At 58.7% G+C, this 21,850-nt stretch carries 22 protein-coding genes and 1 pseudogene; 16 read left to right on the top strand and 7 right to left on the bottom strand.

Translation table 11 applies throughout. The features are described from left to right. Positions 1-239: pseudogene (locus tag TU76_RS23160) on the top strand (putrescine ABC transporter permease PotI); the annotation flags it as partial. A 193-nt stretch (positions 240-432) separates the two neighbouring features. Here TU76_RS23160 and TU76_RS23155 read toward each other — a convergent pair. Further along, positions 433-813, bottom strand: coding sequence for a COG4315 family predicted lipoprotein (locus TU76_RS23155; protein WP_019828323.1), 381 nt, complete (start codon positions 811-813; stop codon positions 433-435). Between the two features lie 152 nt (positions 814-965). Between TU76_RS23155 and phoB the strand changes: the two genes are divergently transcribed. The 7 genes from phoB (at position 966) to epsC (ending at position 10,414) form a co-directional block, all read left to right on the top strand. Continuing rightward, positions 966-1,658: a phosphate regulon transcriptional regulator PhoB gene (phoB, locus tag TU76_RS23150; protein ID WP_016782809.1), complete on the top strand. Its 693-nt coding sequence runs from the start codon at positions 966-968 to the stop codon at positions 1,656-1,658. A 44-nt stretch (positions 1,659-1,702) separates the two neighbouring features. Next, complete coding sequence (gene phoR / locus TU76_RS23145) at positions 1,703-3,025, top strand: phosphate regulon sensor histidine kinase PhoR (protein WP_048352564.1); 1,323 nt, start codon at positions 1,703-1,705, stop codon at positions 3,023-3,025. A 99-nt stretch (positions 3,026-3,124) separates the two neighbouring features. Beyond that, a complete protein-coding gene (locus TU76_RS23140) occupies positions 3,125-4,465 on the top strand; it encodes a hemolysin family protein (RefSeq protein ID WP_046808807.1) in 1,341 nt (446 codons plus the stop codon). 254 nt (positions 4,466-4,719) lie between these two features. After that, positions 4,720-6,027, top strand: a complete 1,308-nt coding sequence (locus TU76_RS23135) for a CitMHS family transporter (RefSeq protein WP_048352563.1) — start codon at positions 4,720-4,722, stop codon at positions 6,025-6,027. A gap of 245 nt (positions 6,028-6,272) precedes the next feature. Next, positions 6,273-7,931, top strand: coding sequence for a Na/Pi cotransporter family protein (locus tag TU76_RS23130; protein WP_019828319.1), 1,659 nt, complete (start codon positions 6,273-6,275; stop codon positions 7,929-7,931). Between the two features lie 83 nt (positions 7,932-8,014). Then, positions 8,015-9,391: a M16 family metallopeptidase gene (locus TU76_RS23125; protein WP_019828318.1), complete on the top strand. Its 1,377-nt coding sequence runs from the start codon at positions 8,015-8,017 to the stop codon at positions 9,389-9,391. 96 nt (positions 9,392-9,487) lie between these two features. After that, positions 9,488-10,414 carry a serine O-acetyltransferase EpsC gene (gene epsC / locus TU76_RS23120; protein WP_019828317.1) on the top strand — a complete coding sequence of 309 codons (927 nt, stop codon included), beginning with the start codon at positions 9,488-9,490 and terminating at the stop codon, positions 10,412-10,414. Positions 10,415-10,498: 84 nt separating this feature from the next. On the opposite strand, the gene trpA is transcribed toward epsC, so the two are convergent. Together trpA and trpB are read right to left on the bottom strand one after the other, a co-directional pair. Beyond that, entirely contained in the window at positions 10,499-11,305 is an 807-nt protein-coding gene (gene trpA / locus TU76_RS23115) for a tryptophan synthase subunit alpha (protein WP_019828316.1), read from the bottom strand. After that, positions 11,305-12,525: a tryptophan synthase subunit beta gene (gene trpB, locus TU76_RS23110; RefSeq protein WP_019828315.1), complete on the bottom strand. Its 1,221-nt coding sequence runs from the start codon at positions 12,523-12,525 to the stop codon at positions 11,305-11,307. The genes trpA and trpB overlap by 1 nt, the downstream gene beginning before the upstream one ends. Positions 12,526-12,638: 113 nt before the next feature. Here trpB and TU76_RS23105 point away from each other — a divergent pair, with 113 nt between their 5' ends. After that, positions 12,639-13,535, top strand: coding sequence for a LysR family transcriptional regulator (locus TU76_RS23105; protein ID WP_019828314.1), 897 nt, complete (start codon positions 12,639-12,641; stop codon positions 13,533-13,535). On the opposite strand, the gene TU76_RS23100 is transcribed toward TU76_RS23105, so the two are convergent. After that, complete coding sequence (locus TU76_RS23100) at positions 13,532-13,858, bottom strand: ElaB/YgaM/YqjD family protein (RefSeq protein ID WP_019828313.1); 327 nt, start codon at positions 13,856-13,858, stop codon at positions 13,532-13,534. The genes TU76_RS23105 and TU76_RS23100 overlap by 4 nt on opposite strands. Before the next feature lie 154 nt (positions 13,859-14,012). On the opposite strand from TU76_RS23100, the gene TU76_RS23095 reads away from it, so the two are divergent. Further along, positions 14,013-14,228: a dodecin gene (locus TU76_RS23095; protein ID WP_019828312.1), complete on the top strand. Its 216-nt coding sequence runs from the start codon at positions 14,013-14,015 to the stop codon at positions 14,226-14,228. A gap of 122 nt (positions 14,229-14,350) precedes the next feature. Beyond that, positions 14,351-14,575: a DUF1161 domain-containing protein gene (locus tag TU76_RS23090; protein ID WP_019828311.1), complete on the top strand. Its 225-nt coding sequence runs from the start codon at positions 14,351-14,353 to the stop codon at positions 14,573-14,575. 119 nt (positions 14,576-14,694) lie between these two features. Here TU76_RS23090 and TU76_RS23085 read toward each other — a convergent pair whose 3' ends face one another. After that, entirely contained in the window at positions 14,695-15,699 is a 1,005-nt protein-coding gene (locus TU76_RS23085) for an LLM class flavin-dependent oxidoreductase (protein ID WP_019828310.1), read from the bottom strand. Between the two features lie 214 nt (positions 15,700-15,913). On the opposite strand from TU76_RS23085, the gene TU76_RS23080 reads away from it, so the two are divergent. Together TU76_RS23080 and TU76_RS23075 are read left to right on the top strand one after the other, a co-directional pair. Continuing rightward, positions 15,914-16,345: an OsmC family protein gene (locus TU76_RS23080; protein ID WP_048352562.1), complete on the top strand. Its 432-nt coding sequence runs from the start codon at positions 15,914-15,916 to the stop codon at positions 16,343-16,345. A 158-nt stretch (positions 16,346-16,503) separates the two neighbouring features. After that, on the top strand, positions 16,504-16,749 hold the full coding sequence (locus TU76_RS23075) for a DUF1161 domain-containing protein (RefSeq protein WP_019828308.1): 246 nt from the start codon (positions 16,504-16,506) through the stop codon (positions 16,747-16,749). Here the strand turns inward: TU76_RS23075 and TU76_RS23070 are convergent. Beyond that, complete coding sequence (locus tag TU76_RS23070) at positions 16,741-17,157, bottom strand: PA0061/PA0062 family lipoprotein (RefSeq protein ID WP_019828307.1); 417 nt, start codon at positions 17,155-17,157, stop codon at positions 16,741-16,743. The genes TU76_RS23075 and TU76_RS23070 overlap by 9 nt on opposite strands. 182 nt (positions 17,158-17,339) lie before the next feature. On the opposite strand from TU76_RS23070, the gene TU76_RS23065 reads away from it, so the two are divergent. Next, complete coding sequence (locus TU76_RS23065) at positions 17,340-18,389, top strand: aminopeptidase (protein ID WP_046808811.1); 1,050 nt, start codon at positions 17,340-17,342, stop codon at positions 18,387-18,389. On the opposite strand, the gene TU76_RS23060 is transcribed toward TU76_RS23065, so the two are convergent. Next, positions 18,390-19,025: a dual specificity protein phosphatase family protein gene (locus TU76_RS23060; RefSeq protein ID WP_048352561.1), complete on the bottom strand. Its 636-nt coding sequence runs from the start codon at positions 19,023-19,025 to the stop codon at positions 18,390-18,392. A 292-nt stretch (positions 19,026-19,317) separates the two neighbouring features. Here TU76_RS23060 and TU76_RS23055 point away from each other — a divergent pair, with 292 nt between their 5' ends. Continuing rightward, positions 19,318-20,055 carry a gluconate 2-dehydrogenase subunit 3 family protein gene (locus TU76_RS23055; RefSeq protein WP_048352560.1) on the top strand — a complete coding sequence of 246 codons (738 nt, stop codon included), beginning with the start codon at positions 19,318-19,320 and terminating at the stop codon, positions 20,053-20,055. 2 nt (positions 20,056-20,057) lie between these two features. Further along, positions 20,058-21,842: a GMC family oxidoreductase gene (locus TU76_RS23050; RefSeq protein ID WP_046808814.1), complete on the top strand. Its 1,785-nt coding sequence runs from the start codon at positions 20,058-20,060 to the stop codon at positions 21,840-21,842. Positions 21,843-21,850 lie beyond the last annotated feature (8 nt).

Here is a 21,850-nt window from a genome sequence, read left to right as displayed (position 1 = left end):
CCACGACCTTGCCGATGGAAGTGTTCTCGGCGGTGCGTCTGGGGGTTAAGCCCGAGATCAACGCCGTGGCCAGCCTGATCCTGCTGGCGGTGTCGCTGGTGACCTTCATGGTGTGGTTCTTCAGCCGCCGTGCTGAAGAGCACCGCAAAAAGGCCATTCAGCAAGCCATCGACGAGTCGGCGGCGGAGTCCTGGAAACAGCCGGATGTACGTCGTCCGCATTCGACAAACGCGGGTTAAGGCGAGCGCCATAAAAAACCTCGCCCCCTGTGAAGGGGGCGAGGTTTTTTTATGGGCTGCGGTCAGAAGCCACTCACCCCAGCCCTCTCTCGGAGGGAGAGGGAGCCGATCTTCAGTGTGACGAAAATCTGCTTTTGCTTTTAGTCCCCCCTCTCCCTCCGGGAGAGGTTAGGGTGAGGGGTTTTTGATCCTCCTAAGGCTTGGCCACCTTCCAGGCTCCGTCCATTTTGCCGTCTCCAGTCGCGTCGCCAGCCTTTTTGTCCATGACAAAGGTATACAGCGGCTTGCCGTCATAGGCCCATTGCATATGGCCGTCATCGCGTTTGATGGCCGTCCATTTGCCCATGTCTTTGGCCGTGCTCTCGGCGGCCAGCGGTGGCCAGTTGGTTGCACACTTGTCATTGCACATCGATTTGCCGCCCGCATCCTTGGCGAAGGTATAGAGCGTCATACCGTTATGGTCGACGAGCATGCCATCCTTGGTCATCGCCGGATCAGCCGCAAACGCCATACCGGGTAGGGTAAAGGCGGCAGCCAACAGCAATGTCTTGAGGGAAAACGAGCTAGAAATCATCGGAATCGTCCTGTTTGTGGTTGTACGATTTGAACTCAAAGCGTAGTTCACTAACCGTTAGCACGCGCTCCACACCCAAAGCTGTCACACGACTGCAATAATTCCGTTATCTAATGCGCCACAAGACAGTTAAATGACATGAGGATTACGGCATGGTAGGCAGGAGCATTTTGATCGTTGATGACGAGGCGCCGATTCGCGAGATGATCGCCGTGGCCTTGGAAATGGCGGGCTACGACTGCCTTGAAGCCGATAATGCTCAGGACGCCCACGCCATTATCGTTGACCGCAAGCCGGACCTGATCCTGCTTGACTGGATGCTGCCCGGCGGCACCTCGGGCATCGAGCTGGCCCGGCGCCTCAAGCGTGAAGAGCTGACCAGTGATATCCCGATCATCATGCTCACGGCCAAAGGTGAAGAAGACAACAAGATCCAGGGGCTCGAAGTGGGTGCTGATGATTACATCACCAAGCCGTTTTCCCCGCGTGAACTGGTTGCCCGCCTCAAAGCCGTTCTGCGCCGTGCAGGCCCGGCCGATGCTGAATCCCCTATCGAGATCGGCGGCTTGCTGCTCGATCCGATCAGCCACCGCGTAACCATCGACGGCACCCCCGCCGAAATGGGCCCTACCGAATACCGCCTGCTGCAGTTCTTCATGACCCACCAGGAGCGTGCCTACACCCGCGGCCAATTGCTCGATCAGGTGTGGGGCGGCAACGTCTACGTGGAAGAGCGCACCGTGGACGTGCACATCCGCCGCTTGCGCAAAGCCCTCGGTGAGGCCTATGAAAATCTGGTACAAACCGTGCGTGGCACCGGTTACCGGTTCTCTACCAAGGCCTGATACCGGCTTTATCTGATCCAACGGCAAGCAAGGACCCGCGCGACGTGAATCAAAACTGGCATGGCACTCTGATTCGTCATTTGTTGCTTCTGGTCACAGGCTGCCTGGTGGTCGGGCTGCTCAGTGGCTATTACGGCTGGAGCCTGGCCATTGGCCTGGCGTTTTATTTGGGCTGGACCCTCAAGCAGTTGTTGCGTTTGCACGAATGGCTGCGCCAGCACAAACCCGACGAAGCCCCCCCCGATGGCTATGGCCTGTGGGGCGAAGTGTTCGACAGCATCTACCACCTGCAACGCCGCGATCAGCGTGTGCGTGGGCGTCTGCAAGCGGTGATCGATCGGGTACAAGAGTCCACGGCAGCCCTGCAGGACGCGGTGGTGATGCTCGACAGCGACGGCAACCTGGAATGGTGGAACCGCGCAGCCGAGACCCTGCTGGGGCTCAAGACGCCCCAGGACAGCGGCCAGCCTGTGAGCAATCTGGTCCGTCACCCGCGCTTCAAGGAATATTTCGAGCAGGGCAACTACGTTGAGCCGCTGGATATCCCCTCGCCGGTCAACGATCACTTGCGCATCCAGCTCTACATCACGCGCTATGGCAATAACGAACACCTGATGCTGGTGCGCGACGTGACGCGGATCCATCAGCTGGAGCAAATGCGCAAAGACTTTATCGCCAACGTGTCCCACGAACTGCGCACGCCGTTGACGGTGATCTGCGGCTATCTGGAAACCCTGCTCGATAATGTCGACGACGTGAATCCGCGCTGGAAACGCCCCTTGTCGCAAATGCAGCAACAGGGCGAGCGCATGCAGACCTTGCTCAACGACTTGCTGTTGTTGGCCAAACTCGAAGCCACGGACTACCCCTCAGATAACCAGCCGGTGGCTATCGACACGTTGCTGCGCTCGATCAAAAGCGACGCCCAGGCGTTGTCAGGGCAGCGCAACCAGACAATTACCCTGGACGTCGAAGCCGATTGCGCCCTCAAAGGCAGTGAAGCCGAATTGCGCAGCGCGTTTTCCAATCTGGTCTTTAACGCGGTCAAATACACCCCCGATGGTGGCAGCGTGCGCATTCGCTGGTGGGCGGACAGCAGTGGAGCGCACTTGAGCGTGCAGGATTCGGGTGTGGGCATCGACAGCAAACACTTGCCGCGCCTGACCGAACGCTTCTACCGCGTGGATTCCAGCCGAAACGCCAGCACTGGCGGCACCGGGTTGGGGCTGGCTATCGTCAAGCATGTCTTGTTGCGCCATCGTGCGCGTCTGGAGATCAGCAGCGTGTTGGGCCACGGCAGCACGTTTACCTGCCATTTTGCGCCGATCCAGGTGACAAAATCACAGGCCCAAACGCGGGTCGACTAGGCCCTGCGGCCTTTGCCCACTAGGCAAGGGCCACATCAGCCGTTACATTGTTTGGCCATATCTCCCCATTTGTAACGACGGAACCCGTAAAACTCCATCATGGACCCTTCCCCTGGCTTGACCCTCGCGACACTCTTCGCCGACTTCGGCATGATTCTTTTTGCTCTGATCCTGGTTTTGCTCAACGGTTTTTTCGTTGCGGCCGAATTCGCCATGGTCAAATTGCGCTCGACCCGAGTCGAGGCGATTGCCGAGGACAACGGCTGGCGCGGACAGATCCTGCGCACCGTTCATAACCAGCTCGACGCCTACCTTTCGGCTTGCCAACTGGGTATCACCTTGGCATCGCTGGGGCTGGGCTGGGTCGGTGAACCGGCGTTCGCCCACATACTGGAGCCGCTGCTGGGTGCCATCGGTGTCGAGTCGCCTGAAGTGATCAAGGGTGTGTCGTTCTTTACCGCCTTTTTCATCATTTCGTACCTGCACATCGTGGTTGGCGAACTGGCCCCTAAATCGTGGGCCATTCGTAAGCCAGAGACCTTGTCGCTGTGGACCGCCGTGCCGCTGTACCTCTTCTACTGGGCCATGTACCCGGCGATTTACCTGCTCAACGCCAGCGCCAACGCCATTTTGCGTATTGCTGGCCAAGGTGAGCCCGGCGCGCATCACGATCACGCCTACAGCCGCGAAGAACTCAAACTGATCCTGCACTCCAGCCGCGGTCAGGACCCGAGTGACCAGGGCATGCGTGTCCTGGCTTCGGCGGTGGAAATGGGTGAGCTGGAAGTGGTCGACTGGGCCAACTCCCGCGAAGACCTTGTGACCCTGGACTCCAAGGCCCCGCTCAAGGAAATCCTGGCGCTGTTCCGTCGTCACAAATTCAGCCGTTACCCGGTCTATGACGCAGACACCAATACCTTCGTCGGTTTGCTGCACATCAAGGACCTGCTACTCGAGTTGGCCGACCTTGATCACTTGCCTGAAACCTTCAACCTTGAAGAGCTGACCCGGCCGCTGGAGCGCGTGTCGCGACACATGCCGCTGTCCCAATTGCTGGAGCAGTTCCGCAAGGGCGGTGCTCACTTTGCCCTGGTCGAAGAAGCGGACGGCAAGGTGGTGGGCTACCTGACCATGGAAGACGTGCTGGAAGTGCTGGTCGGTGACATCCAGGACGAACACCGCAAGGCCGAGCGCGGCATCCTGTCTTATCAACCCGGCAAACTGCTGGTACGCGGCGACACGCCGTTGTTCAAGATCGAACGCTTGTTGGGTGTAGACCTTGACCACATTGAAGCCGAAACCATTGCGGGCCTGATCTACGACACCCTCAAACGGGTGCCCGAAGAAGAAGAGCAACTGGAAGTCGAAGGCCTGCGCATCATCATCAAAAAGATGAAAGGCCCGAAAATCGTCTTGGCTAAAGTCCTGAAGATGGATTAAAGCCCGCACAGAGACGGTGATTCAAACCGTGGGAGCGAGCCTGCTCGCGAATGACCTTCGCGAGCAGGCTCGCTCCCACAGTGCCGCCTTGACCAGCAATAGAGTTTCACTCCCTCCAGTAAGTTTTTTCACCAGCGAAAGCTGGCTGAAAGTATTCCCCTCTAGCATCGAGTCATCACCGGCATAAGACCGGCTGGCCTGCCACGCGAACAACACGCTGGCAGCGCCCTACTACAACAATAATGGTGACTTCCATGCTGACCTTCCTTGGCTTTGCCATGGTCATTACATTTATGTACTTGATCATGACCAAGCGTCTATCCGCACTGATTGCCCTGATTCTGGTACCCATCATCTTCGCGTTGTTCGGCGGTTTTGCGCCGAAGATCGGCCCCATGATGCTCGAAGGCATCACCAAGCTAGCCCCGACCGGGGTGATGCTGATGTTCGCCATCCTCTACTTTGCCCTGATGATCGACTCCGGCCTGTTCGACCCGGCAGTGCGCAAGATCCTCAAGCTGGTCAAGGGCGACCCGCTCAAGATCTCGGTGGGCACTGCGGTACTGGCCCTGGTGGTCTCTCTGGATGGTGACGGCGCGACCACTTACATGATTTGCGTGGCCGCCATGTTGCCGCTCTACAGCCGCATTGGCATGAGCCCGCGGATCATGGCCGGCCTGATTATTCTGGCCGGTGGCGTGATGAACATGACGCCCTGGGGTGGCCCGACCGCCCGGGCGGCCAGTGCTCTGCACGTCGACCCGTCGGACATCTTTGTACCCATGATCCCGGCCATGCTCGCAGGCTGCCTGGCAATCCTTGCCATCGCGTGGTTCTACGGCAAGCGTGAACGTGCGCGTCTGGGTGAGCTGCACCTGCACGGCGATGAAATCGACCACAGCGAAATCAGCGTCTCGCAATTCCCGGATGCCCGTCGGCCAAAACTGATCTGGTTCAACGGTGCGCTGACCCTGGCGCTGATGGTCGCCCTGATCGCCGGTTTGCTGCCATTGCCCGTACTGTTCATGGTGGCGTTCAGCATCGCGATGATCGTTAACTACCCTTGCCTGCAACAGCAAAAAGACCGCGTTGCGGCGCATGCTGGCAGCGTACTGGCAGTGGTCGGGCTGATTTTTGCAGCGGGTATTTTCACCGGCATCCTGTCGGGCACCGGCATGGTCGACGCCATGTCCAAAAGCCTGCTGGCGGTTATCCCTCCTGCGATGGGCCCTTATCTGGCCGTGATTACCGCGCTGGTGAGCATGCCGTTTACCTTCTTCATGTCCAACGATGCGTTCTACTACGGCGTACTGCCAGTACTGGCTGAAGCCGCCAGCCACTACGGCATCACTGCCGCTGAAATGGCCCGTGCTTCGATTGTTGGCCAGCCTGTGCATTTGCTGAGCCCATTGGTGCCATCGACTTACCTGCTGGTGGCGCTGGCCGGTATCGAGTTCGGCGATCACCAGCGCTTCACCCTCAAGTGGGCCATCCTGGTGTGCCTGGTCATCATGGTTGCGGCGCTGCTGTTGGGGACATTCCCGCTGTTCAGCACGCTTTAACCCCCTCCGGTGTGGGAGCGGGCTTGCTCGCGATGCAAACGACGCGGTGTTTGAGTTAAACCGTGTCGAAGCCATCGCGAGCAAGCCGGCTCCCACAATGCCACCATCGTCCGCAAGTGTTTCAACCCTCCGCCAGCTATGCGATGCTGGCGCTCTGCTCAATTGCCGACTACATCTTAAGAAACATCTGTAGGAACGGCCCGCAGCTATCTGATCCTTAGACACATCTATTACAGGGAGCCAGCATGCTGACCCTGCTCAATCTGCTTTCCGCTGTTGCCTTGTTGATCTGGGGCACTCACATCGTTCGAACCGGCATTTTGCGGGTCTTCGGTACCAACCTGCGTCATGTCATCGGGCAAAACGCCTCCAGGCGCATGTTTGCTTTCGTCGCCGGGATCGTGGTCACAGCCATGGTGCAGAGCAGCAACGCTACGGCCATGCTGGTCACTTCATTCGTCGGCCAGGGGCTGATGGCACTCACCCCTGCGCTGGCAACCATGCTCGGCGCCGATGTCGGTACGGCCTTGATGGCCCGGGTGCTGACCTTTGACCTCTCGTGGTTGTCACCCCTGCTGATTTTTCTGGGTGTGATTTTCTTTCTGACGCGCAAGCAAACCCGCGCCGGACAACTGGGTCGGGTCGCAATTGGCTTGGGCCTGATTATTCTGGCGCTGCAACTGATCGTCGAAGCCGCAACCCCCATCACTCACGCTCAGGGCGTGAAGGTGATCTTTGCCTCGCTGACCGGCGATATTCTGTTGGATGCCCTGGTCGGCGCTCTGTTCGCGATGGTCTCCTACTCAAGCCTGGCGGCGGTACTGCTGACCGCAACACTGGCCGGTGCGGGCGTGATCAGTCTGCACGTGGCAATCGGTCTGGTGATTGGGGCCAACATTGGTAGCGGCGTGCTGGCCTTTCTCAGTACCAACATGCAAAACGCCGCCGGGCGTCAGGTGGCGTTGGGCAGCCTGCTCTACAAACTCATTGGCCTGTTGCTGATCATGCCCGTGCTCGATCCGCTGGTGGCCTGGATGGACAGCCTGAGCTATAGCGCCCAGGAACTGGTGATCGGTTTCCACCTGCTCTACAACACTGCCCGTTGCTTTTTGATGCTACCGACGGTGGGCCTGATGGCGCGCATCTGCGCCTGGCTATTGCCCGAACGAGAGCAAACCAACGGCGTGGCCAAGCCGCGCCACCTGGACCCGGCAGCGCTCGACACACCGAGCCTGGCCCTCGCCAACGCCGTGCGGGAAACCCTGCGTATTGGCGACCTGATCGACACCATGTTGGTCAATATGCTCGACGTTTTGCGCGGCAAGCAGACCGCTGTCACCCAAGAAATGCGCACGCTGAGCGATGAAGTCGAAGTGCTCTACAGCGCGGTCAAACTCTATCTGGCACAAATGCCTCGGGAAGACTTGAGCGAACAGGACAGCCGACGCTGGGCAGAAATCATCGAACTGGCGATCAACCTCAAACTCGCCAGCGATGTGATCGAACGCATGCTGCGCAAAGTCCAGCAGCAGAAAACCTCCCAGCGTCGATCGTTTTCAGAGACCGGGCTGGAGGAGTTGGTGGTCCTGCAAAGTCAGCTGATCGATAACCTGCGACTCGGGCTGACCGTGTTTCTGAGTTCAGACCCGCAAAGCGCCCGCCAACTGCTGCGCGAGAAGCGCCGCTTTCGCGCCCAGGAGCGGCGCCTGGCCCACGCTCACGTAAGCCGTTTGCAGCGCAAGGTCACGCAAAGCATTGAGACCAGCTCCATGCACCTGGAGTTGATCGCGGACATGAAACGCTTGAACTCACTGTTTTGCGGCAGTGCCTACGTGGTTCTTGAAACCTCTGAAACCGGCGCGCTGGAGCTGGATAACGCAGCGGATACGCAACATTTTCCTTGAACGTTACCTGCCGGGGTGTTGTCAGCCGGTAAGCAGAGACTAAGCTGCACCGGCTCAAGGACTCGAGAATTCAGGGATTTTTTATGCGCTGCCTGCTGTTCATCTGTTTACTGCTCGGCGCGACTCAGGGCTTTGCCCTTGATCGTAACAGCGTCGAGGGTTACCAACTCCCCAATGGTCTGCAACTCATCCTCAAGCCCGGTAATGATCGCGGGCACGTGTCGATTCGGCTGGTGGTAGGTGTGGGGCTGGATGACTTTTCATGCGCCGACCAGCAGTTACCGCACCTGCTGGAGCATCTGCTTTTCAGCGGCATCGATGACACCGGTGAGGGCGGTCTGGAGGAGCGCATGCAGGCGTTGGGGGGCGAATGGAACGCCTTTACCAGCCACGCCGACACCACCTTTGTGATCGAGGCCCCGGCTAAAAATCAGCGCAAAATCCTCGACCTGCTGTTGGGCTTGCTGACCCGTACGCAACTTACCGAGCAACGCATCAGCGATGCCAAGCAAGTGGTTGAGCGTGAAGACGGCGGCCATTACTCGCACTTGCAGCGTTGGCTGGACCGCCAGGATCTTGGCCACAGTGCCAGTAATCAATTGGCGGTCGAGTTGGGGCTTAAATGCGCAGAGCGGGCTGAAGTGCATGACCTTACGCGTCAACAGTTAGAGGCCGTTCGCCAGAACTGGTACGCGCCCAACAACATGTCGCTGATTATCGTGGGCGACCTGGACCGGTTGTTGCCGGCCTATCTGGAGCGTACCTACGGCGCCCTTGAACCGGTTGAGCCCAGTGAGCACAGGCCCTTGGCCGCGATCGATGCCAAGGCCGACGCCGAGCGTGAGCTGGTGCGCGGGGTGGTGGGTGACACGGCGACCTTGCACTGGCTGTTGCCGGAGCCGGTGATCGAGGGGCAGTCCGATGAAACCTGGAGCTTGCTGCGCGATTATCTGGAGTGGGCCCTGTACAGCGAACTGCGGCTCAAGCACGGGTTGTCTTACGGCCCCTGGGCGGAGCGCGAAGTGTTTGGCGGCGTGAGCTTTCTAAGCCTGAATGCGGACCTGGAGCGCGAAAATGTGCCTCAAGCCCGGCAGGTGATTGAACAACTGAAGGCCCGGCTTCTCAAGGACGGGCTGGACCCGCAGGTGTTTGCCCGGCTCAAGAACGCCGCCATTGCCCGCCAGGCGTGGGCGGTGCAAGGTAACAGCGCGCTGGCCGATTACTACTGGGCTTCGCTGGGTGACTACGAGGAGGGTCATTTCGCTGATCCGGCCAAGCAGCTTAAGACCATCAGCCTTGAGCAGGCCAATGCGGCACTGCGCGAGTTGTTTGCCGAGCCCGGCTATATCCGCATCGAAAAGCCGCTCTTCGGTTATCACAGCTTGAGCATGGCCATTCTGGGCGTGCTGGCCTTGCTGATTATCGTAGCGGTGAGCTGGCGGGCATGGCGTCGACGTTAAGCGGTCATTTGCTCCACTGCGAAACTCTTTGATACCGTAAAATCATTGCCAATTCGCGGCTGGTCGATCCAGCCGCCAGCGTGCGGAGTATTCATCGTGAGTGATCGTTCCAATCCTTGGCAATTGCAGGCCATCGTCTGCCAACTGCGCGCGGCGCGAAATCAGTGGCGCACGCAAAACGGGCGGGTCAGTGGTGAGCAAGGTGGCCGCGAGCTGCCGTCGCGTGCCGCGATGGCCGATATTCTCGAGGCCTTGTGTGGTGCGTTGTTCCCCATGCGTCTGGGCCCGGTTGACCTGCGTGAGGAGAGCGAAGACTTCTACGTCGGCCACACGCTGGATGTCGCGCTCAACGCCCTGCTGACCCAAGCCCGGCTGGAGTTGCGTTACGCGGCCCGCCAGGGCGGTCTGCCCGATGAGGGCGTGGATGCTACCGCGACCTTGCTGATTCAGGACTTTGCCCTGGCCCTGCCAGGCCTGCGCACGATTCTCGATACTGACGTACTGGCCGCGTACCACGGCGATCCGGCGGCCCGCAGTGTGGATGAAGTGCTGTTGTGCTATCCGGGGATTCTGGCGGTGATTCATCACCGGCTGGCGCATCACCTGTATCGCGCAGGCTTGCCTTTGCTGGCGCGCATCAGCGCAGAAATTGCGCACTCCGCCACCGGCATTGATATCCATCCTGGCGCGCAGATCGGGCCAAGCTTCTTTATTGATCATGGGACAGGCGTTGTGATCGGAGAAACCGCAATCATCGGTGAACGTGTGCGGATCTATCAGGCAGTGACCCTTGGGGCCAAGCGTTTCCCGGCGGATGAGTCGGGGCAACTGCAAAAAGGTCACCCTCGCCACCCGATCGTTGAGGATGATGTGGTGATCTACGCGGGCGCGACGATTTTGGGGCGTATCACCATTGGTCAGGGTTCAACCATTGGCGGCAACGTCTGGCTGACTCGCAGCGTACCGGCGGGCAGCAACCTGACCCAGGCCAACTTGCTGCACGATGACGGGACGCAGAAGTAAGATCGGGTGACACCTTTCCCCTCATCCCGGCCCTCTCCCTCTCCCGAAGGAGAGGGAGAGGGTCAGGGTGAGGGCGGTCTTGATCTAGCGGGCGGTACGCACGCCTTCTGCCAGCGCCGCGCACAAACTCAACACACCATCCACCGCCTGTTCAGGGGTCGCTGCATTTTCGATCTTGTCGATCAATGCCGAGCCGACCACTACGCCATCTGCCAGCCGTGCAATCGCCGCTGCTTGTTCCGGGGTGCGAATGCCAAAGCCCACGCTGATCGGCAGGTCGGTATGGCGACGCAGACGCTCGATGGCCGCACTTACCTGTTCAGTGGTGGCTGAACCGGCGCCGGTCACGCCTGCTACGGACACGTAGTACACAAAGCCCGAGCTGCCGGCCAACACGGTCGGCAAGCGCCCGTCGTCAGTGGTCGGCGTGGTCAGGCGGATAAAGTCGATGCCTGCCGCCTGCGCAGGGTCGCACAGCTCACTGTTGTGCTCGGGTGGCATGTCGACCACGATCAGGCCGTCAACGCCGGCAGCGACAGCGTCGGCAATAAACGTTGGCACGCCGTAGTGGTGGATCGGGTTGTAGTAACCCATCAGCACCAGCGGGGTATCGCTGTTGCCTTCACGGAACTCGCGAACCATTTGCAGGGTTTTTGCCAGATTTTGCTTGGCACCCAGTGCGCGAATATTGGCCAGCTGAATCGCCGGGCCATCGGCCATCGGGTCGGTGAAGGGCATGCCCAGTTCGATCACGTCGGCGCCTGCAGCAGGCAAACCCTTGAGGATCGCCAGCGAGGTGGCGTAGTCCGGGTCACCTGCGGTGACAAAGGTCACCAGGGCCGCGCGGTTTTGTTCCTTGAGTTCGGTAAAGCGCGTTTGCAGGCGGCTCATCAGTGCTGCTCCTGTTGAGACTGTTTCATGTGGTGCATCACGGTTTGCATGTCCTTGTCGCCTCGACCCGAAAGGTTGACCACCATCAGGTGATCGGCCGGCAGAGTCGGTGCGCGCTTGAATACTTCTGCCAGGGCGTGGGCACTTTCAAGGGCCGGGATGATGCCTTCAAGGCGGCAGCACTTGTGGAAAGCATCAAGGGCTTCGTCGTCGGTCACCGAGGTGTATTCGACGCGACGGATGTCGTGCAACCAGGCGTGCTCAGGGCCGATGCCAGGGTAATCGAGGCCGGCAGAAATGGAGTGGGCGTCGATGATCTGGCCATCGTCATCCTGCAGCAGGAACGTGCGGTTGCCGTGCAGTACGCCCGGTACGCCGCCGTTGAGGCTTGCCGCGTGCTTGCCGGTTTCGATGCCGTGACCCGCCGCTTCCACGCCGATGATGTCGACGCTGGTGTCATCCAGAAACGGGTGGAACAGGCCCATCGCGTTGGAGCCGCCACCGATGCACGCGACCAGGCTGTCCGGCAGGCGGCCTTCCTGGGCGAGCATCTGGTCGCGGGTTTCCTTGCCGATCACGGCCTGGAAGTCACGCACCATCGCCGGATACGGGTGTGGGCCAGCCACGGTGCCGATCAGGTAGAAGGTGTCGTCGACGTTGGTCACCCAGTCGCGCAGGGCTTCGTTCATGGCGTCTTTCAGGGTGCCGGTACCCGCTACTACCGGGATCACTTCAGCGCCCAGCAGTTTCATGCGGAACACGTTCGCTTCTTGGCGCTCGATGTCGGTGGTACCCATGTAGATTACGCATTGCAGACCAAAGCGGGCCGCCACGGTCGCGGTGGCCACACCGTGCATCCCGGCACCGGTCTCGGCGATGATGCGTTTTTTACCCATGCGTCGCGCCAGCAGGATCTGGCCGATGCAGTTGTTGATCTTGTGCGCGCCGGTGTGGTTCAACTCTTCGCGCTTGAGGTAAATCTTGGCGCCGCCACAGAACTCGGTGAGCCGCTCGGCGTAGTACAGCGGGCTTGGACGGCCCACGTAGTCACGCTGGAAATAGGCCAGTTCCTTGATGAACTCAGGGTCTTTTTTTGCCAACTCGTACTCGCGATCCAGTTCAAGGATCAGCGGCATCAGGGTCTCGGCTACGTAACGGCCGCCGAATGAGCCAAACATGCCATTGGCGTCTGGGCCGGTACGTAAAGTGGATTGAGTCATGTGACGCTCCAGATAAAAAGTTACGAAGGTCGATGGGCCAGACTTTACCCGCGACAGCCCGGGATGAAAACCGATAAGATCGCCACAACCTGTCAGGAAAACTCACAGATATCATGAGTCGAGATCTCCCGCCCCTCAATGCCCTGCGTGCATTCGAAGCCGCCGCCCGCCTGAGCAGTGTCAGCCAGGCAGCTGAGCAGTTGAACGTCACTCACGGCGCCGTCAGTCGACAGCTAAAAGTCCTTGAAGAGCATCTGGGGGTGAGCCTGTTTGTGAAGGAAGGACGAGGCCTCAAGCTCACTGAAGCCGGAATTCGGCTGCGGGATGCCAGCAGCGAAGCCTTCGATCGTTTACGTAATCTGTGCGCAGAACTCACGCAAAGCCAGGTCAATGCCCCTTTCGTCCTCGGCTGCTCAGGCAGTTTGCTGGCGCGCTGGTTTATTCCGCGTCTGGGTCGGTTGAACGCCGATTTACCGGACTTGCGCTTGCACTTGTCTGCCGGTGAAGGTGATCTCGACCCTCGTCGCCCCGGGCTAGACGCCTTGCTGGTATTTGCCGAGCCGCCATGGCCCGCCGACATGCAGGTATATGAGTTGGCCAGCGAGCGCATTGGCCCGGTGGTCAGCCCGCGTTATGCCCGTTACGCGCAACTGTGTGATGCCCCGGCCAGCGTCCTGCTCGACGAATCGTTGCTGCATACCACTTCGCGGCCACAGGCATGGCCAAGCTGGGCTCAACAAAATGCAATCGAGGCAAGGGATTTGAACTACGGGCAGGGATTTGAACACTTGTACTACTTGCTTGAAGCCGCCGTTGCGGGGCTGGGTGTGGCAATTGCTCCCGAGCCGTTGGTGGCGCAAGACCTGCAGGCAGGACGCCTGGCTGCGCCCTGGGGCTTCAACGAAACCCCGGCGCAGCTGACGTTATGGCTGCCCAAGCGCGCCGCAGACGGGCGCGCCCGGCAACTGGCGCAATGGCTCAAGGCTGAGCTTGCGCGCAGCGCAGATTAGTTACCGCGCTTGCACATCAGGAAGGCCGCCAGCAGGCCCAGCGCTCCGATAGCAACGCCAGCAGTGGCATACGGATGTTCCTGGGCGTACTCACGGGTAGCGATAGCGGTTTCGCGAGTCTTGTCCTTCACTTCTTCGTAGGCGTCGCTGAGCAGGTGACGCGAATGCTTGAGTGCATTCTCGGCGTTGTTCTTGAGCACTTTCAGGGTCTTTTGGGACTCCTCGGAAGCATCGTGCTTGAGGCCTTCCAGAGACTTGAGCAGGCTCTCGATCTCTGCTTCCATGCTTTGCAATGAGGCTTTACGTAGGGAATTGCTAGCCATTAGGGCTCTCCTGCATTGATGAGTGAGGTGCTTGTTAAGTCCGACTACAGAGATTTCAGAAAGTGCAGTTGGCCTGAACTTTTCCGTTCAATTTGCCTACAAAGTATTTAGCACAATCGCTGCTAGGCTTTGATCTACGACAAAGGAGAACGTTATGTCTGACCATCACACCTACAAGAAAGTTGAACTGGTAGGCTCGTCCCCGAGCAGCATAGAAGACGCCATCAGTAATGCACTGGCCGAGGCCAACAAAAGCATCAAACACTTGGAATGGTTCGAAGTGATCGATACGCGTGGGCACATCAAGGACGGCAAGGTTGCGCACTATCAGGTGACGCTCAAGGTCGGTTTTCGGATAGCCAGTAGCTGAAAAGGTGATGGCGTTTTGAACTTACTGGCTGGCCGTTTGCCATAAACTCGGCTACACCGTCTGGGTGCAGCACGGCACATGCCGCGTTGCACCCTTTTCGTTTTGACCGGGGAATGTCACCGATGAAAAAGATTTTATTGGCTGTAGGTTTGCTGAGTCTGGCAGGAACAGCGTTCGCAGCGGGCAAGCCGTGCGAAGAGCTGAAAAGCGAAATCGCGGCGAAAATTGAGGCTAATGGCGCCACGCATTATTCGCTGACTGCTGTGGATAAAGGCACTTCGGCTGACGGCAAAGTGGTGGGTACCTGCGAAGGCGGCACCAAGGAAATCATCTACAAACGCGGCTAATACCCTGTGATGCAATACCTGTGGGAGCGAGCCCGCTCGCGATGCCAGACGGCGCGGTGTTTCAATTGAACCGCGTCGATGCCATCGCGAGCGGGCTCGCTCCCACAGTTGTTTTTGCCTTACGCCCCTTTCATCACCTGCGACAGCAATTCATATGAGTGAATGCGGTCTGCGTGTTCATACAAATCACAGGTAAAGATCAGTTCATCGGCCTGGGTCTGCTCGACCAGCACATCCAACTGAGCCTTGATTTTCTGCGGGCCGCCGACCATCGCCAGGCCCAGGAAGCTCATCACCGCCTCTTTTTCGTGGGGCAGCCACAATCCGTCCATTGTCTCCACCGGTGGGCGCTGTACCAGGCTTTGCCCACGCATCAACGCCAGAATTCGCTGCTGTACGGAGGTGGCCAGATACTCGGCCTGCTCATCGGTATCCGCCGCGACCAGCGGGATGCCGAGCATCACGTACGGCTTGTCGAGGGTCGCGGAGGGTGTGAAGTGATTGCGATAGACGCGAATCGCTTCATGCATCAAACGCGGTGCGAAATGTGAGGCAAAGGCGTAAGGCAAACCAAGCTCACCGGCCAGTTGCGCACTGAACAAGCTGGAGCCCAGCAGCCAGACCGGAACGTTGGTGCCCGTGCCCGGCATGGCGATGATCCGTTGATCCGGGGTGCGGGGGCCAAGGTAGCGCATCAGCTCGGCCACATCCTGCGGGAACTCATCGGCACTGCCTGAACGCTCGCGGCGCAGGGCGCGGGCGGTCATCTGATCTGAGCCCGGCGCACGGCCAAGGCCCAGATCAATGCGTCCCGGATACAGACTTTCGAGGGTGCCGAACTGCTCGGCGATCACCAGCGGCGCATGGTTGGGCAGCATGATCCCGCCTGAACCCACGCGAATGGTCGAGGTGCCGCCAGCCAGATAACCGATCAACACAGAGGTCGCCGAACTGGCGATACCGTCCATGTTGTGGTGCTCGGCTACCCAAAAGCGGTTATAGCCAAACTTTTCTACGTGCTGTGCAAGATCCAGCGAATTGCGCAACGACTGAGCGGCGCTGCCATTTTCGCGCACAGGCACCAGGTCGAGGGTCGAGAATTTGATGTCAGACAATCGTTTCATCAGCCGGCTACTCCAGGTGGGGTGCAGGTCCAAGCGCTCGCTTGGCCCGCCAGTGATTAAGCAATATGGGCATATACCCGAGATTCAATGGCAAACCGGGAATTGAGTGACTAAAAAAGACGACTGGTCCGACAAGATGAACTTTGTGGAGCCGACTACCCTCACAACCTTAACCATGGCGTGAAACCTTCGCGCCGTTCTTCAGGAGGCACGCATGAGTATCAAAAAGAAAGCATCGGCTCATTGGGCAGGCGACCTTAAAACCGGTATCGGTTCTATTTCCACTGAAACCGGGGTACTGCGCGAAGCGCCGTATGGTTTCAAGGCGCGGTTTGAAGGCGGCAAGGGCACTAACCCCGAAGAGCTTATTGGCGCAGCCCATGCAGGCTGTTTCTCGATGGCACTGTCGATGATCCTCGGTGATGCCGGTCTCAAGGCCGACAGCATCGACACCACGGCTGAAGTGACGCTGGACCAGGTGGATGGCGGCTTTGCAATTACGGCAGTGCATCTGGTGCTCAAGGCCAAAGTGCCCGGCGCAACCCAGGCGCAATTCGACGAACTGACCACCAAGGCCAAAGAAGGCTGCCCGGTGTCCAAAGTGCTGAACGCAACAATCACTCTGGATGCCACACTGGTGAGCTGACGACTGCGTGCGCCCCGCTTGCCATAAGCGGGGTTGCATTGTTCCGGACAGTTGGTACTCGGCTGCGACAGATCAGTCTTGCGCTGCGCCAGATGTGATCGAATGATCACTGCTCGCGTCAGATCATGACTTAGCGTTCTGCCTCAAGGAGTCTCATCATGAAACGTTTTGCTCTAGCGGTTATTTGCTGCGCCATGGCTACCTCGGCTTTGGCGGCCCCCAAGCCGTGTGAAGAACTGAAAGCCGAAATTGAAGCCAAGATCCAGGCCAATAACGTGTCGTCCTATACGCTTGAAATCGTGACCAACGAAGAGGTCCATGACGAGAACATGGTGGTCGGCTCGTGCGAGTACGGCAGCAAAAAAATTATCTATCAGAACAACGACCGCCAGGCGTCACGGTAAGCAATTGACCAGCCGCTCTTCGGCGACCACCTTGCCCGCTGCGTTGTACAGTCGGGCGTAGGCGTTGAAGCCCAGCGAGCGTGCTTGCAACCGGTAACGCTGACCGGGCTGGAAGTTGTCGTAATTCAAGGTGACGTAGCACAGCCGCTCCTGCGGGTCGCTGAACATGCCCATCCCCCCTACAAACACCTCGAAATCGAAGCGCACCATCAGTTCGTGACTGCCCGGCGTGACTTGAAAATAGCGACCGTCGGTCATGCGCCGGTTATCCAGACGCTCGGCCATCACCAGCTTGCCGGTTTGGGTTTCAAGGTCAATCCAGGCCATTTTCGGGTCAGCCGAAGGTAGTGGCGTGCTGGCGCAAGCGCTCAGCAGGCAAGCGGTCAACACAAGCAAAAAAGTGCGCATGATGATTTCCAGAAAATTTGTTACATAAGCATAGCGCGCAATGCCGCTTCGCTGGTCAGCCCTCTGTGGGAGCCGGGCTTGCCCGCGATGGCATCGATGCGGTTTGCCTGAAAGGTTGTGCTGCCTGTATCGCGAGCAAGCCCGCTCCCACACTATTGTCACTTTGCCGCCGGGATCGCTTTATGACGCCGCGTGTTCGCTGCCTGCTTGCTCTAGCCCTCATACCGCTGATCAATGGCTGTTCCAGTGCGTCGTATTACTCGCAACTGGCGGGTGGGCAATGGCGGTTATTGCAGGCCCGCGAACCGGTAACCGAGGTCATTGCCGACCCCCAGCGCCCGGCGGCATTGCGTGAGCAATTGGTTAAAGCCCAGGCCGCACGCACCTTCGCCAGCCAGCACTTGCACCTGCCGGACAACCAGAGCTATCGCCTGTACGCCGACCTCAAACGGCCCTATGTGGTGTGGAACGTGTTTGTCACACCGGAGTTTTCCCTCAACCCCATTACCCATTGCTTCCCGATTGCCGGGTGCGTGGCCTACCGTGGTTATTACAGTCAGGGGGCGGCGCGAGGGGAAGCGGCCCTCCAGCGTCAGGACGGCAAGGACGTCTTTGTCGGCGGGGTTGAGGCCTACTCGACATTGGGCTGGTTCGATGACCCTATTCTCAACAGCATGCTCACTTGGGGCGATGAGCGCCTGGCGACCCTGATTTTTCATGAGCTGGCGCATCAGCGTTTTTATGTGAAGGACGACAGCGAGTTCAATGAGTCTTTCGCCAGCTTCGTTGAACAGGAAGGCACCCGCCAATGGCGCGCCCATCAGGGGCTTTCGCCCAGCCGCGACAAAGGCTTGCAGCAGCGCAAGCAATTTATCGCGTTGGTGCTCAATACCCGCCAACGCCTGCAAGAACTTTACGCGCAGCCTTTGCCTGCCGATGAAATGCGTCAGCGCAAAGCGGCTGAATTTGCGCGAATGCGCGGGGAGTACCGTCAGTTACGTGATCAGCAATGGGGCGGTAATCCGCGCTTCGATGGGTGGGTCAATTCGCCGATGAATAACGCCAAACTGCTGCCTTTCGGACTGTATGACCAATGGGTTCCAGCCTTTGCCGCGCTGTTTGAATCCGTAGGGGGCAATTGGCCGCGGTTTTATCAAGAGGTAGAAACACTCGCCCAACTGCCACCGAAACAGCGTAAGGCAGCTCTGGAGCAGTGGGCTGTACGCCAGTAATCAACTGGATTTGAGCCAGCCCTTCACTGCACAGACGGCAAAGGGGCTGGTGCTGCACGCGCCGCTGCTCAAGGCTGCGCGTAATTGCGCGATATCAGCTTTCATCATGTAGCTCGCGCCATCCTTGAAATGCGAGTTCTGGCCAAAGCCGCCCTCGGTCATTTCCTTCAATGCATCTTCTTTGCTCCAGTCCTGCACCACCACGCGGTACATCGCTGCCATCAAACCTGTGCGGTCCACGCCGTGTTTGCAGTGCATCAGCACCGGACCTTTGGTTTGTGCCGTCTGAATGGCACGCAATGCGGCCAGCACATCGGTGTCATCCACATGGTTGGTGCGATAAGGCAACTGGACCTGTGCTACATCGGGGTTCTTGAGCCAGAAGGCATCGGCTTCAGGCAGGAAATTGACCACGGTTGCGATCTGCAACTTTGCCAGCAGCGGCTGTGCATCGCTGTCAGGCAAGGCGCTGCGGTAAAGGGTCGGGGACATTTGATAGAGGTTGTACTGCGCGTCAACAGGTTGAGCCCATTGCGCCGGGCGAACCCGAGTTGTTTCTTCGGCCTGCGCCTGAGGCAATGCTAACGCTGCCAGCCATGTCAGGCACAGGGCGGGAAAAAGCCGGGCTTTGGGCATGTCAATTTGACCACTTCAACAGGGGTTATCAGGAGGTGGCGGCAGATTGAGTCAATCCTGATCAAAACCGTGTGAGCCCTGTGTAAAAAATTCGTGAGAACACACCCCTGGCGGCAGGTGCGGCAAAATTACGCATGAAACGATTCATCAGCGCGCCCGGCCTGTTAGTATTTGTAACCAAATTTTGCATGCGTGTTGTTTTCCTTCGGTCTACACCGACCCGTATCGCTGCCAAAACGAAAAGCTGCCCATGAGCGGCTGTAATCCGTGACTGCCTGATGAGGTGCCCCGCATGTCTGAGCAAGACAACCCCCGGCGTGAGTTTTTGCGCAAAACCCTGACCCTGATTCCAGTGGTCACTGTTGCCAGCACCGGCCTTGGTAGCACGGTGATGATGGCCACGCCTGCGGTCGCAGCGCCTGAACCTGCACAGCGCCCTTCGAGCCCTGGCAAAGCGTATGAGCCGACCTACTTCACGGCTGAGGAGTGGGCGTTCGTAAACGCCGCGGTCGCACGCCTGATCCCTGCAGACGAGCAAGGTCCCGGCGCTCTTGAAGCCGGTGTGCCGGAATATATCGACCGCCAGATGAACACGCCTTACGCCAGTGGTGCGCTGTGGTTCATGCAAGGTCCGTTCAATGCCGACGCGCCGCCCGAGATGGGCTGGCAGAGCAAACTGGTGCCAAAACAGATCTATCGCCTGGGCATCGCTGCCACGGAGGAGCTCTGCAAAAAAGCCTATAACTCAACATTTGCTGGGCTAGACAGCGCTACCCGAGACGAAGTGCTCAAACAACTGGAGGCCGGTACGCCTAAATTCGAGAGCGTCCCGGCCAAGATGTTTTTCAGTTTTTTGCTGCAAAACACCAAGGAAGGCTTTTTTTGCGACCCTATTCACGGTGGCAACAAAGGCATGGTCGGCTGGACCATGATCGGCTTCCCCGGCGCGCGCGCTGATTTCATGGATTGGGTTGAACGCAACGAGCAGTACCCCTTCCCGGCAGTTTCCATCCGCGGCGAGAGGGCTTGAGCATGTCGACCGTTATGAAAAAAGTTGATGCAGTTATCGTCGGTTTCGGCTGGACCGGCGCGATCATGGCCAAAGAGCTGACCGAAGCTGGCCTGAATGTTGTGGCCCTAGAACGTGGCCCAATGCAGGACACCTACCCGGATGGTAACTATCCACAGGTGATCGACGAACTCACCTACAGCGTACGTAAAAAGCTGTTTCAGGACGTCTCCAAAGAAACCGTCACCATCCGCCATAGCGTCAATGACGTGGCCTTGCCCAATCGTCAGCTGGGCGCGTTTTTGCCTGGCAACGGCGTGGGCGGCGCGGGTTTGCACTGGTCGGGTGTGCACTTTCGGGTCGACCCGATGGAACTGCGCATGCGCAGTCATTACGAAGAACGCTACGGTAAAAACTTTATTCCCAAGGACATGACCATCCAGGACTTCGGCGTCAGCTATGAAGAACTGGAGCCGTTCTTCGACTATGCCGAAAAAGTCTTCGGAACGTCGGGCCAGGCCTGGACCGTCAATGGCAAGCTGGTCGGCGAAGGCAAGGGCGGCAACCCTTATGCCCCGGATCGCTCCGATCACTTCCCGCTGGTGTCGCAAAAGAACACCTACTCCGCTCAACTGTTTCAGAAAGCGGCCAATGAAGTGGGCTACAAGCCTTACAACTTGCCGTCGGCCAACACCTCGGGGCCGTACACCAACCCCTATGGCGCGCAGATGGGGCCGTGCAATTTCTGCGGTTTTTGTAGTGGTTATGTCTGCTACATGTACTCAAAGGCATCGCCCAACGTAAACATTTTGCCAGCGCTCAAGCCGCTGCCTAACTTTGAGCTGCGCCCTGATGCCCATGTCATTCGGGTCAACCTGGACAGCACCAAGAGCAAAGCCACCGGCGTGACCTACATCGATGCACTGGGCCGCGAGATCGAGCAACCTGCGGACCTGGTGATCCTGGGCGCGTTCCAGTTGCATAACGTGCGTTTGATGCTGTTGTCGGGAATTGGCAAGCCCTATGACCCGAAAACCGGTGAAGGCGTGGTGGGCAGAAACTTCGCCTACCAGAACATGGCCACCATCAAGGCGTACTTCGATAAAGACGTACACACCAACAACTTCATCGGCGCTGGCGGCAATGGCGTGGCCATCGATGACTTCAACGCGGATAACTTCGATCACGGGCCGCACGGCTTTGTCGGCGGTTCGCCGATGTGGGTCAACCAGGCTGGCAGCCGGCCGATTGCGGGCACGTCCAACCCGCCGGGTACCCCGACCTGGGGCAGCGCCTGGAAGCGTGCTACTGCCGATTACTACACCCACCAGGTGTCAATGGATGCCCACGGTGCGCATCAGTCCTACCGTAGCAATTACCTCGATCTGGATCCGGTGTATCGCGATTCCTTTGGTCAACCGCTGCTGCGCATGACGTTCGACTGGCAAGAAAACGACATCAAAATGAACCGTTTCATGATGGAGAAAATGGGCAAGATCGCCGAAGCGATGAACCCAAAAGCCATTGCCCGGATCGGCAAACAGGTCGGTGACCACTTCAATACGGCGTCCTATCAGACCACTCACCTGAACGGTGGCGCGATCATGGGCACCGATCCTAAAACCAGTGCTCTGAACCGTTACCTGCAGAGCTGGGACGTGCATAACGTGTTTGTGCCGGGTGCATCTGCCTTCCCACAAGGTTTGGGATACAACCCGACAGGTCTGGTTGCAGCGTTGACTTATTGGTCGGCCCGGGCGATCCGCGAGCAGTACCTGAAAAACCCCGGCCCACTGGTTCAGGCATAAGGAGCGAT

This window comes from Pseudomonas psychrophila (assembly GCF_001043005.1).
In the GTDB taxonomy this organism is placed as follows: domain Bacteria; phylum Pseudomonadota; class Gammaproteobacteria; order Pseudomonadales; family Pseudomonadaceae; genus Aquipseudomonas; species Aquipseudomonas psychrophila.
This window is presented reverse-complemented; position numbering and strand designations above follow the sequence as displayed.

Bases quoted from the DNA above. Each gene is read 5' to 3' on its own strand.
- TU76_RS23075 (WP_019828308.1), top strand. From the start codon at position 16,504: ATGAAACGTTTTGCTCTAGCGGTTATTTGCTGCGCCATGGCTACCTCG.
- TU76_RS23155 (WP_019828323.1), bottom strand. From the start codon at position 813: ATGATTTCTAGCTCGTTTTCCCTCAAGACATTGCTGTTGGCTGCCGCC.
- TU76_RS23060 (WP_048352561.1), bottom strand. From the start codon at position 19,025: ATGCCCAAAGCCCGGCTTTTTCCCGCCCTGTGCCTGACATGGCTGGCA.
- TU76_RS23085 (WP_019828310.1), bottom strand. From the start codon at position 15,699: ATGAAACGATTGTCTGACATCAAATTCTCGACCCTCGACCTGGTGCCT.
- trpB (WP_019828315.1), bottom strand. From the start codon at position 12,525: ATGACTCAATCCACTTTACGTACCGGCCCAGACGCCAATGGCATGTTT.
- TU76_RS23135 (WP_048352563.1), top strand. From the start codon at position 4,720: ATGCTGACCTTCCTTGGCTTTGCCATGGTCATTACATTTATGTACTTG.
- TU76_RS23105 (WP_019828314.1), top strand. From the start codon at position 12,639: ATGAGTCGAGATCTCCCGCCCCTCAATGCCCTGCGTGCATTCGAAGCC.
- TU76_RS23125 (WP_019828318.1), top strand. From the start codon at position 8,015: ATGCGCTGCCTGCTGTTCATCTGTTTACTGCTCGGCGCGACTCAGGGC.
- TU76_RS23050 (WP_046808814.1), top strand. From the start codon at position 20,058: ATGTCGACCGTTATGAAAAAAGTTGATGCAGTTATCGTCGGTTTCGGC.
- TU76_RS23095 (WP_019828312.1), top strand. From the start codon at position 14,013: ATGTCTGACCATCACACCTACAAGAAAGTTGAACTGGTAGGCTCGTCC.
- TU76_RS23065 (WP_046808811.1), top strand. From the start codon at position 17,340: ATGACGCCGCGTGTTCGCTGCCTGCTTGCTCTAGCCCTCATACCGCTG.
- trpA (WP_019828316.1), bottom strand. From the start codon at position 11,305: ATGAGCCGCCTGCAAACGCGCTTTACCGAACTCAAGGAACAAAACCGC.
- TU76_RS23070 (WP_019828307.1), bottom strand. From the start codon at position 17,157: ATGCGCACTTTTTTGCTTGTGTTGACCGCTTGCCTGCTGAGCGCTTGC.
- TU76_RS23080 (WP_048352562.1), top strand. From the start codon at position 15,914: ATGAGTATCAAAAAGAAAGCATCGGCTCATTGGGCAGGCGACCTTAAA.
- TU76_RS23055 (WP_048352560.1), top strand. From the start codon at position 19,318: ATGTCTGAGCAAGACAACCCCCGGCGTGAGTTTTTGCGCAAAACCCTG.
- TU76_RS23140 (WP_046808807.1), top strand. From the start codon at position 3,125: ATGGACCCTTCCCCTGGCTTGACCCTCGCGACACTCTTCGCCGACTTC.
- TU76_RS23130 (WP_019828319.1), top strand. From the start codon at position 6,273: ATGCTGACCCTGCTCAATCTGCTTTCCGCTGTTGCCTTGTTGATCTGG.
- TU76_RS23100 (WP_019828313.1), bottom strand. From the start codon at position 13,858: ATGGCTAGCAATTCCCTACGTAAAGCCTCATTGCAAAGCATGGAAGCA.
- phoB (WP_016782809.1), top strand. From the start codon at position 966: ATGGTAGGCAGGAGCATTTTGATCGTTGATGACGAGGCGCCGATTCGC.
- TU76_RS23090 (WP_019828311.1), top strand. From the start codon at position 14,351: ATGAAAAAGATTTTATTGGCTGTAGGTTTGCTGAGTCTGGCAGGAACA.